Below are 11759 nucleotides of genomic sequence, written 5' to 3' on the forward strand. Positions count from 1 at the left end.
CAGATTCCACCTCACGGTGGACACCCTTGTCATTGGCTGTATCCTTCCCACTACTAGGGCGGATTAGGGACTTTCACCCATTAGCGACGTGCGCCGCAAGGCGCACCAAGAAAAAAGGGAAAGAGCTTATCTCGCTCTCTCCGTTTTTTTCCATATAATATAATTTATCCCAATACATACAAGTGGAAACAAAGCTGCAAGCAACAGGCCGATTCGAAGTCCTGCCTGCTCCGGAGTCAATCCTGCAATGCCAAATACGTTTGTGACACCGGATACCGCAACTTTATCTGTAATCCTTCCAATCAGAAAAGAACCTGCAGAAGCACCCACATCTCCTCCGGCAGACAGAAGCGCAAACATCGATGCACCTGCCAACGGAAGTTCCCGCGCTGCAATCACAACACTTCCCGGCCATAGAAGGCTCACACACAGTCCTGTTAGAATACACGCTGCAATTCCAATATATGGATTATGACTTACCGCAGCTGTCACATAACAAATGGTTCCGGCAGAAGCGCCTAAAATCATAACTTTATGAATAGAAATCCGGTCTCCCCAGATTCCATAGGAAGTTCTTCCAATGGCGAGCATTAAAGAAAATCCACAGACACCAACCATATCTCCTAAAATTTTCGGCAGATTTAGTCCCCGTTCTATAAACGCAGAAGACCACTGTGCCATTACAACTTCAGCAGATCCTCCCGTAATGATCGCCAACATCACAAGTAAAAAAATCGGACTTCGAAACAGTTCCCGCACTTTCATGGCTTTCGCCCCACTTACTTTCTGATAAAGTGGAACTTTCGCAAATAACCATACATTCACAAGCGGAACAGCCGCCCAGATACAGGCAATCACCTGCCAGTATTTGGCCTCAGCAAAATAGACAAAAAGCGTAGTAGTCAGTACTCCAAAAATCTGTCCCCACGCAAAACAGGAATGCAGCATACTCATGCGCTTTCCCTTTTCTTCTTCCGGAATCGGAAGTGCATCCATAATCGGACTTAACAGAAGCTCCTGAAGTCCAGCGGCTGCTGCAAACACAAACATTCCAAAGCAAAATCCCGGAAATGGATGCCCGGGAAACAAAAACGGTGCCATCGCAAACAAAAACAGCCCAAGTGCACTTAAAACCGGCGCTCCAATTGCGAAGCGCCGAAATCCATAACGTTCTACCGGTTTGCTAAACAATACATCACTGCATACCTGTGTAATAAAATTAATCGTCAACAGCAATGCAAACTGCGTGTAACTAATTCCATACAACGTGCGAATCGGAATAAACAGCACTGCAAAAATTGATCCGGCTGATTGAAGAAAATTCCCAAGATAACAGGCTTTGATCGTATCTCTGTAAGTAAATTCCTTTTTCATCTGTCTTTCTTACAGCAGATCCTTTCTCTCCAAAATTGCTTCTACCGCTGCACATGCCGGACAATCACAGTATTTTGCTCCTGCTGCTTTTGCCTCTGCACTGCAGGAAAATGCAGCAATCAGTTCTTCTGTTTTTTCTTTTACAAAATTAACCGCTTCCTGATTCATCCTTCTTTCCTCCTTTTAACAATACTGATCTCTGTTTGGATTCACATCTTTTTCAAGGGCTGTAATCCCAATTATCTCCACACCCTTCTCCCGAATACACGCCTTTACCTGCTCCAACTCCTCTTCTTTTACAATCAGAGAAATCCCGCAGCACTTGCTTGCCTGCCTGGCGTCGGTGAAATCTGAGACTTCAGCCCTGCTGCCCGCAGCGCGCGGTGGAGACGCATTCCATTGTCATGATTCGGGAACAATACATAATACACCGTTTCTTTCATACCATTCTACCACTAGTTATTGAGCATTTCAATAAACGCGCTGATTCTTGTTCGAAGCTGCTGCGCATCACTGTCTGTATAATCTGTCTCAATACCGAGTACCGGAATGCCGGCTTCATTCATTGCCTTTTCCACCAGATATCCTTCTGTATCATATAAATTACAGAATTTCAGATTCACATCAATAATACCATCTACCTTGTACTCTTTTGCCAGCCTTAAAATATCATCTACACGTCCGCTGTTCGGTGTGAAGCATGCACAGTTAATATTCATATAGCGCTCCGCGATTGCATGGATCTGTTCATCAACCGTTGTTTTTGTCTCATCCACAAGATTTTCAAAATACCGTGTTCCGGTACACATTTCTTCACAGACAACAGCACCTCCGCTCGTTTCAACAAGATTATGAAGCTTCCAGTTCGGAATTGCAAGCGGTGTTCCGGTAAGCATAATTCTCTTTGTTCCAGCCGGAAATACGCTGACGCCTTCTTTCACGCGCTGTTCCAGTTCATCACAAAGTTTATTTGTCATCTGAGTAAATCTTGTCGGATCATCATAGAATGCAATCTGGGAAATCAAAAGCGCATCTTTACCACTGATTGGGAGATTTTCATTTTTGCGAAGTTCATATAATCTGGACAACGCTTTTCTCTTCTCATTGATCAGACAGATGGCTGCTCCAAGTTTCTCCGCTGTCACTTCATTTCCGGTCTCTTTTTCAACAACTTCTTTAAAAATGCGGATTTCATCTGCCCATGCTTCTACATCTTTCGCACGCTTCATCTGCGGCAAATCCATAACGTGAATCGGCACATCTCCCGCCAGAATTTCCCAGGCTTTCTTCTTACCGTCACAAGTCGTCTCTCCTACATACATATCTGCAATCCTAAAAAACGGACAAGTGCGATCCAGTCTTGCTCCTACCGATGCTTTGATCAGCGGACAAGTATTGTTCGGAAGTACTTTTTCACCTCCCGGAACCCAAAACTGAGAACCTCCGCAAAGACCTGTTGCAATCGCATCCGCAGCAAACACGATCTCATCCGGCACATAGACACAGAAAGTTCCAAACACTTTTCCGCCTTTCTTCTGATGTTCAATCAGTTCTGCCGGACGTACACCATGAATTTCTGCCACAACAAAATCATAATAATCCATATTCTCCGGTCGGTTTTCCTGAGAAAGATATACATCACCAAATGCCTGCGGCAATACTTCGCAAAGCTGATCGTGTGTTTCCAGATCCATTCCTAACTCTTCCCACATCTTGTGATAATCTGCCATTTTTATGTCCTCCTAACGTATACATTGAAAAAGCTCCTGCTTTTTCATACTTTCTATTATTATTAGAGTACCATGTTTCCGGCAGTTCTTCCAATATAGAGCTTTATTTCTCCCATTGATTTTTATTATAGAATTCCTGAATTTATCTGTTATTTCTATATCATCTTATCAGCATCCCATCTCTCGGAAAGCCCTCATACAGACATCAATCTCTTCTTTTTTATTAGAGACTCCAAACGCAAATCGTACCGTTCCTTCCGGAAAGGTATTCAGACTCTGATGTGCCATCGGCGCACAGTGAAGTCCGACTCTTGTCATAATACCGTATTTCTGCTCCAGTTCAAATGCAATCATCCCATTATCTCGACCAATAAAGTCAAGTGATACAACCGCTACCCTCTCTGATATTCCTTTCTTTCCTATCACCCGTACAGTTGGATATGCCTTTACCTGCTGCAAAAAGTATTCTGTCAATTCCATTTTTTTGCGATGAATTTCCTCAACTCCAGTTTCTTTCAAATACAGCAGCGCTGCATGAAGCCCTGCGATACCAGGCAGATTCATCGTTCCACTCTCATATTTGTCGGGCAATTCTTCCGGCACTTCCAAAAGATCTGACTGGCTTCCCGTGCCTCCGGAAACAAACGCTTCCATCTCCCTATTCAGACATTCAGAAATAATAAAACCTCCGATTCCCTGTGGTCCAAGAAGCCCTTTATGCCCTGTAAATGCCAGAAAATCAATTCCATCCAACTGCATATCAACCGGAATCGTTCCTGCACTTTGCGCAGTATCCACAGCGAAGAACAATCCGTATTCTTTGCACATCGCTCCAATCTCCCGAATCGGCATCACTGTCCCGCATACATTAGACGCATGGAGTACGATTATAGCCTTTGTATTCTCTCTTATTCTGGTAACAAATTCCTCCACTGCTACAGTTCCTTCTGCATTTGCAGGTACCATATCATATGTCACACCGATTTTTCTAAGCTGTGTCAATGGGCGCATTACTGCATTATGCTCCATAGAAGTTGTCAGCACATGATCTCCCGGTTTTAAAAAACCCTTCAAAAACATATTTAATGACCAGGTAATTCCCGGCGTAAAAATCACATGTCGGGAATCTTCTGCATGAAAAAGTTCTGCCAACAATTCTCTTGTATCCAATACCATATCTGCTACATCATACGCTCCTTCATAATTTCCCCGGTTAATGTTGTAAGCACCCTTCTTCAAATGTTCAAACATTGCCTCTGCAACCCCGGCGCCTTTGGAAATGACGTACTCCCATTATCAAAATAAATTTGTTCTGCCATATTCGTTCTTGTCTCCTTCACTTTCTGCCATATTCCCTTTTTCTCATTGTAACAATTTTCATTCGGATTCAGCAATCCATATCATCAGATTTTCTTAATTGTCGTAACCGAACCGCATACTGCTCCTGCTGATAACGCACAAGATACAGAAGAAGCAGCCCAGCAGGCTGCTCTTCTTTCTTGCTTAGATAAATCATATCAGATCTATGGAACATTATTGTTATAAGCAATGGCTCAAAAATTCTTCCTCCGGAATCACTGACATACGGACCGCTTTCACAATCGCCTGTTCCATCACTTTTTCACTGAGAAATCCCGCAAGATTTATATCACACGTCTCTGTTCCGATACTGCATGCATAAATACTGTCTCCATCTGCCATCGTTCCAACCGGTTCAATACATCTGGCATAAGCATTTCTTGTCATTGACGCAATTTTATTTAGTTTCGCCTTATCGAACTTGGCATTCGTTATCACACAACCGATTGTCGTATTCATCCGTGCCTCATCATTCCAGACTTTCTCTTTATTTTCCGCTGTTTGAAACAAACTTGTTGGCGCCATTACCATCTGGCAAAACTGTCTTCCGATATCCTCAAAACTCTCACGCTTCGAATCCATCAAACCAGCCAGTTTTTCTCCGCTGTCCGGATCATACACATCGCCAAATGCATTCACAACAACAACTGCCGCAAATTTTAATGCTCCCATCTGAACTGCATGAATTCCAAGGCCCGACTTGGATGCCTGCCGCATTCCACATAATTTTCCAACGCTGGCTCCAATACCGGCACCAACATTTCCCATCTTAGTATCACTGCCTTTCAATGCACGCTCACAGGCTGCATATCCCATCTCAGCGCCTGGACGCACATCATTTCGTCCATATCCAAGATCATAAATACATGACTGGCACACAAGCGTACACGCGCATAACCGGTAGCAAATCCAATCCCACGCTCTTCCAGCCATTTCATAACTCCATCGCTTGCAGCCAGGCCAAATGCACTCCCGCCAGAAAGTACAACTGCATTCAGCGGATTGTCTGCAGTCATACTATCTGTCAGCGGTGTTTCTCTGGAAGCCGGCCCGCCTCCGCTGATATCGCATCCGGTCTGTGCTCCATTTTCAAAATAAAGCACACTGACTCCTGTCTTTGCCTCATCATCCTCAGCATGCCCAATGGAAACCCCTTCCATCTCCTGAAATGGAATTTCACGGATCCATTCTGTCATTTCTGATAATTTCATTTACCGGTCACGCTCCTCTACCAAATCCCGCACAAAACATCGAATAAAATCCTGACATTTTCCACAGCCTGTCCCAAACTTTGTCATCTGCTGCACTTCTTCAAAGGTACTTGCCCCCGCTTTCACAGCATCTTCAATCATTCCATATGTCACATTTTTACAGTGACATGCTTCCTTCGCTCGATTCATACCGTTCCTCCCTTTTCCAAATATTACCGTACAGGTGCCAGCAAAACTTTTCCCGTTCCACGATATACATTTACCAGACCTTCTCCGGATGCCGCGGATCCAATCAAACTCTTTCCAGAGCGTTCTACTGTAAAATCAAGACTTCCGCTCCATGCAATCGCAAAGTTTCCATCTACTTTTAGAACATCTTTTTCCAATGTAATCTCTACCAATTCTTCTCTTGGACAAGGTGATTCCAGACAAACAACTCCTCTTCCCTGAATTCCCAAGTTAAACAGACCTTCATTGCCGGCAACTGCAGAAGAAAAATTAGAGCGCATCACTGCCTTATGTTTCAATGTGGCTTCACAGGCAAGAAACAATCCGTCATCCAAAACAATAGAACCATTCCAGTCATCCAAATCTACCAGGAGAATATGCTTATAAGTCGGTTCTAATACAAGCGTTCCACTTCCGGTATACTCCGGTTTGATAGCCGATTCTCCCGTCACAGAACCACGGACTGCCTTCCCAAATAAATCTCCCACACCTTTCAAGCCTGTCGTCGCCTTCACATCTCCGACCATCCACTGCATCGCTCCTGCCTGCACTGTCACATTTGCTTTTGCCACATCACAGACAACCTGTCTCTTACGCACATTCATCTGACTTGCATAATATGCTTCCATAGCAGTCTCCGGCATCACACTCAAATCTTTTTGATATTCTACTACCGAAAATGCTCCTAAAGAATCAATTACATTCACATCATCATTTTCCATAAAATTTTTAATCCGATACATAATTATCTCCCTTTTCTTAATTGACTGGTTTCTATCGCTGCATAATCCCCTGTTCCTCTATATACACTATATTATACTATAGGAGTTCTAACTTCAATCAGATTACCGTCCGGATCATAAAACCGAACCATTTTTTGTCCCCAACTAAATGTTTCTAACTGATTCACATACTGAACAGAAGGATAGCTGTGTTCCAGTTTCTGAAGAAGCCTATCTAAATCCGTTTCTTCAAAATACAAAGCGCAGGCATTATTGTTCGGAATTACCTCTTTGCTCAACGCCTCTTTCCAGATCTTCTTCTCCTGAAGCACAAGCCCTTCCGTTAACATTAGATTTCCCTCTTGCTCTAATATCGTATCCAATCCAAATAAATCATGATAAAACTGTTTCGATTTCTCAATATCTTCTACGACAATTAATATGTTCTTCAATCTCATTTCATCAATCCCCTTTCTAAAAGAAAATAGCTTTCTTAAATCTGATATTGATAATAGCTTCCAAACTTTTTAACAATTCCTCTTTCTGCAAATCGCTCTAAAATTTCTTTCGTTTCTTCTTCGCCGCAAAGACATTTTCCTTCCAGACGATACCGGCATTCATATTGATTGTTACAGCATTCTCCCTTCATTCCCTGCAGAATTCGTTTCGTTGCCCGCTTCTTTTTCTGATGAGGCAATTCTTTCGCAATACATTTCTCTCCATTGTATTCACAAATTTTTAAAATTGTCCCGTCTGTCACCCCTAACAGCGTCAACAGCAGCTCTATACCGCCTGCTGTCAGATTTGTATCAAGAAGCCACGCTAAAAATATAAGGAAACTTTTCTTCATATTAATATAATAATCAAATCCCGGCAACATATAACCATTCTCACTATGATCACTTCTTTTGCGAATAAATGTTTCATCTTCCGGAAAAACCTCTGCCCATAATTCCAGACTCTGAAAAACCCATTCCACATCTTCAAAAAGTGATAACTGTTCCATCTGCTCCAATACCATTTTCTTGGAACCCTTCATAATAAGCCTGTCACTCATCGTCCATACCACCCTTCTTTTCGCAACAGCCCTGTCAAAATTTCCCCAAACAGCCAAAAATAGAAATAACAGCCCCACCTATTCTCTTTTTCAATAGCCTTCACTCTTCTTTCCCAACAAGGATATCCATTACTTTCTCCATATTTTAAATAATATCCAAACAATTTATTTCTATCATTTTCAAAATATTCCTTCGTATAATCCCTTTTCTTCATCAGAATCTGATTGATCTCTTTCCACTCATCTACACTAATTTCAGCCAATTCCATTCCCAATTTATCTGCCCTTAATTCTGCCAGCTGCTTCCAATATTTTTTATTTGCATAAATACTGCTCGCTAATAAATGTACCACTAGCAAACATCCAAAACATAGAGAAATCTCTGCTGCCAGACCAGATTGCAACACTACGGCATAGACAATCAAACATACATAGATCAGTACCAATGAGCCGAATGCTGCTTTTCTCAACCCCATATTTTTATCATCCCGGTATTTAATATGTATCAACTCATGTGCCAAAATCATTTTCATCCCGGCAGATTCCAAATTACTCTTCTGCAGCTCCGAAATAGTATCTCTTCCAACAAGTATATGCCATCTGCCGCTTGCTTCTTTAGACACCGACGCCGCAATTTCCCTTTCACATTCTTCAAGAAGAAGATTCTGAATGTGCATCTGACCACACAAATCTTCCATTTCTTCCCGATACTTGCTCAACTCCTCCCCTTCAACTAAAATCTCCTGATTCACTTGTTTCTTTTTCTGTCTCATTTCATGAAACAAAATCCACATTCCGCCTACTGTGCACATGAAAAAAGCTGCCTTTGACGGTAGAATCTGATATAGCTTCCATGTACTAATCATCATGCTAAATCCGAGCATTACAAGCAAAATCATATATGTAAACTTCTTAACAGACAAAACATTTCTTCTTTCTCTCCATATAGTTTGAACAAAATCATTCCATTCCGGCAGATTTCCCAAATAAAAAACTAAACTCTGCCTTTTATTTCTAACTGTTCCATAAATCTGCTTTAAAATACTACTTTCTCCTGCAAAGCCAATAAATAAAGCCATCCAAATTCCCATATCTTTTGCTGCACCCGATACAAGCACTGACAAAATCATCGGATAACATAATATAATGATAAATTCCATCCCAAAAAGCTCTATTGCTTTCTCCATTTCTATATGTATTTCCTGATGTCGTTCCCTTTCCCGTCCAATTCCTTTCGAAAAGCTTTCTGCCAAATATAAAAACGGCAGACGTATCAGATTAACGCCTGCTCTTCTTAACTCTCTCCCCAAATGCAGTCCCAATAATTCCGGTTTTAGCAGTTTGTTGTAACAAAGCTTTAAAAAAAGCAATTCTATTCCTCCAAAAACTATTATCAGCAACATTTTCAAGCCCTCACTTTTCTCCCGGTATCCTCTATACTTTTCCTAAATCTCTGCATCTGAGAATTCTTCATATTCCATAAGCATTTCCCGCAGTTCATACTTTATTTGAAAATACTGATTTATCGTAAGCCGAAGCGCCCGAATAATTTCCCAGTCTTCCTCTCCGCGATAAAGATGCCGCAGAATCTGATACGATAATTCTCCACAGTTTCTCATATCCATCCAAAAACAACTTGTATTTACAAAATTTCCCTGTATCGGAAATAGTCTTGAATAAACAGGCTCCTTTCCTTCCGCAAATGTCATATCCAGCGATAACATTCCTTCCAGCCTGTATTTACAATTCCTGCTCTTACGTTCTTTCTGGAACGCTTCCACAATGGCCTTTCTCGCATTTATCCACAGTAATTCTCTGTTATAGAATTCCCCCAGCTCTTTTCGTGTCTTTATATATTCTAACCATGCAATACTCTGACATTCTTCCCTCTCTAACCCTTGTCCGTATTGCTGATACAAACGATGCACGAATTTGTTCATCTGAGCAAATTCATACGCTGACATTTCCTGCTGTTTTTTCATAGGTCTGCCTCATTTTCTAAACTTCCGGAGCCTCTGACACTTCCTGAAGTACTCCGATTCAGATTCCCTGCTCCTTATTCCATTCCCCACAATAAATTGCCGGCAATAAGTATCCAAAATTCTGCATCGCATCTTTCCATTCTTTATATTTCATCGTTCCTGCCTTGGGGATGCGAAAATCACCTTCCTGCTCCGGTTTAATCGCAATAGTACGATAGTCCTCCGAATGTCGAAAGTCAACTTTCATTCCTTCATTATCTCGACGCACACCATCTATGATTGATTTACTAAAATAAACCTCTCCTTTCAAGTCTACTTTAATCTTAGATGCGTGATTAGCTCTGGACGGCATTGGAAACTTAACCAACTTATTAAAATCAAATTTCCCATTTCCTTTCACCATAACAGCAACCTCCCTTACCATTTTTTCATATTATAACGCATTTTTTTACAAATAAATATTCACAATTCTTACCAAGATTTTGCCGGACTTTTTATTCATTTCTTTCTTACAAATCTATGAACAATCATTTATGAATTTTCGTTAAAATGACTTTCAGGTATCTAACGGCAAACTTTTTTCTCCTTCTTCACCAAATATTTTTATTGTGTCATCCCCATTCATACCCGTGGAACGACACATGGCTATAAAAATGAAACAATTAGAAATATTCAAGATGGGAATCCGCCTGTAGCAGGTCCATGGATTTGATGAGCTTCAAAAATTCTTTGATGAAAAGTCGATGGATCGGACGCTGGAAGAGTTTAAACGGCAGGCTGGAATCCTCAGAAAGAGTGTTCCGCAGAATGAAAAGAAAACACATGCCGTTGTAAATGCCTTGTTTCACAACGCAAAGTTCTCTGATCGTATCTGGATGTATCAAGATATGATGAAAGCGGAGCTGTCAATTCTTCTGCAGCAGGGGCTTATCCGGGGAAAACATCCGAGAGATTTGGCAAGACACCTGAAAAAGCTATTTGGAGTCAGCCAATACAATGCAGAACGTCTTATGATTACAGAGCTTGCAAGAGTTCAGTCAGAAGCGCAGAAACAGTCTTTTGAGAGGAATGGCTTTGAATACTATGAGTACATAGCATGTGGAAAAGGGGATGTGTGCAATGTATGCAAGGCTTTGGATGGAAAACATTTTAAGGTTAAAGATATGATGTCGGGAGAAAATGCTCCTCCAATGCATCCATCTTGTCATTGTTCTGTTGCAGCGTGGGAAGACAACGAAGAGTACGAAGCATGGCTGGATTATCTGGATAGTGGCGGTACTACGGAAGAATGGGAGAAGTTGAAAAGTAAGAGGGTTCAGTCTGGAGGGAAGAATATAACTGGAGGAAAGTGGTATAAATCTTATGATGTGGAGGACAAGAAAGATAATGCTGCATCGAAAGAATACAGGAAAATAAGTCGAAGGAATGATGTGAGTGTAATTGCTGATAATTCTGGATTCAAGAAAGAAGATATACAGCAGATCAAACGGCATATATTCTTTAACAAGCATCAAAAATATGATGGATATGGTATGTTGTATCCAGATTACGATATGGCGGTTGCATGGAAACGGCTATATGAAGGAGCGCCTGAAGAAAGAGATATCTTACTTTTGAAGCACGAATTACTTGAAAGTCAAGTTGAAAAGAAGTATAATTTGACTATAGCAGAGGCGCATGAACTGGCGAAGAAAGAATATGATTGGGAAGCGAAGTTGATTGAAGATTTAGGAGAGGATGGTGAGCCGTATGGTTTATTGTAACTATGTGAAAAATACAAATGATTCCGTAACGTATGCATACGGCGGAACTGTTAATGATATTACTGGAGAAGTTGTTTTCCGTTTTACGGAAGATGTAGTTGAAGTAACTAAGGTACCTAAAACAGAAGATGCTCCCAAAAGGCATATTATGAGATTATATGGTGCGCAGAGGGACAATTTCCTAAAAGGAATATTTAAAGAAAAAATATCGTATGAGTCATAACGGGGCTGTCGGTTAATACCGATTTTTAGCTTCTAAATCTTAAAATAAGAATCTCCTGTAGAAATCAGTGTTTTTATACCTGATTTTCTACAGGAGATTCTTATTTTTTT

At 41.2% G+C, this 11759-nt stretch carries 14 protein-coding genes and 2 pseudogenes; 2 read left to right on the forward strand and 14 right to left on the reverse strand.

All coding sequences use genetic code 11. From position 1 onward, the window contains the following. Positions 1-126: 126 nt before the first annotated feature. The 14 genes and pseudogenes from DWX73_RS11510 to DWX73_RS11565 form a co-directional block, all read right to left on the reverse strand. A complete protein-coding gene (locus DWX73_RS11510; RefSeq protein ID WP_118348895.1) occupies positions 127-1374 on the reverse strand; it encodes an MFS transporter in 1248 nt (415 codons plus the stop codon). Positions 1375-1383: 9 nt separating this feature from the next. After that, positions 1384-1470, reverse strand: a pseudogene (locus tag DWX73_RS15815) (molecular chaperone Hsp90); the annotation flags it as partial. Positions 1471-1665: 195 nt separating this feature from the next. Then, positions 1666-1817, reverse strand: a pseudogene (locus DWX73_RS14150) (DUF3343 domain-containing protein); the annotation flags it as partial. A gap of 12 nt (positions 1818-1829) precedes the next feature. Beyond that, positions 1830-3104, reverse strand: a complete 1275-nt coding sequence (locus DWX73_RS11520) for a double-cubane-cluster-containing anaerobic reductase (RefSeq protein WP_118348896.1) — start codon at positions 3102-3104, stop codon at positions 1830-1832. 168 nt (positions 3105-3272) lie between these two features. Then, on the reverse strand, positions 3273-4355 hold the full coding sequence (locus DWX73_RS11525) for an aminotransferase class V-fold PLP-dependent enzyme (RefSeq protein ID WP_334294660.1): 1083 nt from the start codon (positions 4353-4355) through the stop codon (positions 3273-3275). A gap of 288 nt (positions 4356-4643) precedes the next feature. Further along, positions 4644-5279 (reverse strand): P1 family peptidase, encoded by a 636-nt coding sequence (locus DWX73_RS15215; protein ID WP_330413655.1) that lies wholly within the window; start codon positions 5277-5279, stop codon positions 4644-4646. After that, complete coding sequence (locus tag DWX73_RS15220; protein ID WP_330413656.1) at positions 5249-5674, reverse strand: hypothetical protein; 426 nt, start codon at positions 5672-5674, stop codon at positions 5249-5251. Before DWX73_RS15220 ends, DWX73_RS15215 begins: the two co-directional genes overlap by 31 nt. Then, complete coding sequence (locus DWX73_RS11535) at positions 5675-5863, reverse strand: (2Fe-2S)-binding protein (RefSeq protein ID WP_118348897.1); 189 nt, start codon at positions 5861-5863, stop codon at positions 5675-5677. It lies immediately after the preceding gene. Between the two features lie 23 nt (positions 5864-5886). Further along, complete coding sequence (locus DWX73_RS11540; protein ID WP_118348898.1) at positions 5887-6645, reverse strand: AIM24 family protein; 759 nt, start codon at positions 6643-6645, stop codon at positions 5887-5889. A 71-nt stretch (positions 6646-6716) separates the two neighbouring features. Beyond that, entirely contained in the window at positions 6717-7082 is a 366-nt protein-coding gene (locus DWX73_RS11545; RefSeq protein WP_118348899.1) for a VOC family protein, read from the reverse strand. A 35-nt stretch (positions 7083-7117) separates the two neighbouring features. Then, positions 7118-7681, reverse strand: coding sequence for a hypothetical protein (locus tag DWX73_RS11550; RefSeq protein ID WP_118348900.1), 564 nt, complete (start codon positions 7679-7681; stop codon positions 7118-7120). Further along, positions 7678-9051 carry a M48 family metalloprotease gene (locus tag DWX73_RS11555; RefSeq protein ID WP_158556863.1) on the reverse strand — a complete coding sequence of 458 codons (1374 nt, stop codon included), beginning with the start codon at positions 9049-9051 and terminating at the stop codon, positions 7678-7680. The genes DWX73_RS11550 and DWX73_RS11555 overlap by 4 nt, the downstream gene beginning before the upstream one ends. A gap of 75 nt (positions 9052-9126) precedes the next feature. Then, positions 9127-9663, reverse strand: coding sequence for a hypothetical protein (locus DWX73_RS11560; RefSeq protein ID WP_118348902.1), 537 nt, complete (start codon positions 9661-9663; stop codon positions 9127-9129). A 58-nt stretch (positions 9664-9721) separates the two neighbouring features. Beyond that, positions 9722-10066: a hypothetical protein gene (locus tag DWX73_RS11565; protein WP_118348903.1), complete on the reverse strand. Its 345-nt coding sequence runs from the start codon at positions 10064-10066 to the stop codon at positions 9722-9724. Between the two features lie 340 nt (positions 10067-10406). Here DWX73_RS11565 and DWX73_RS11570 point away from each other — a divergent pair, with 340 nt between their 5' ends. Next, on the forward strand, positions 10407-11426 hold the full coding sequence (locus DWX73_RS11570; protein WP_118348904.1) for a minor capsid protein: 1020 nt from the start codon (positions 10407-10409) through the stop codon (positions 11424-11426). Further along, positions 11413-11649, forward strand: a complete 237-nt coding sequence (locus tag DWX73_RS11575; RefSeq protein ID WP_118348905.1) for a hypothetical protein — start codon at positions 11413-11415, stop codon at positions 11647-11649. Before DWX73_RS11570 ends, DWX73_RS11575 begins: the two co-directional genes overlap by 14 nt. The last annotated feature ends 110 nt before the right edge of the window (positions 11650-11759 follow it).

It is taken from the genome of Coprococcus sp. AF21-14LB (assembly GCF_003458885.1).
Classification (GTDB): domain Bacteria; phylum Bacillota; class Clostridia; order Lachnospirales; family Lachnospiraceae; genus UBA9414.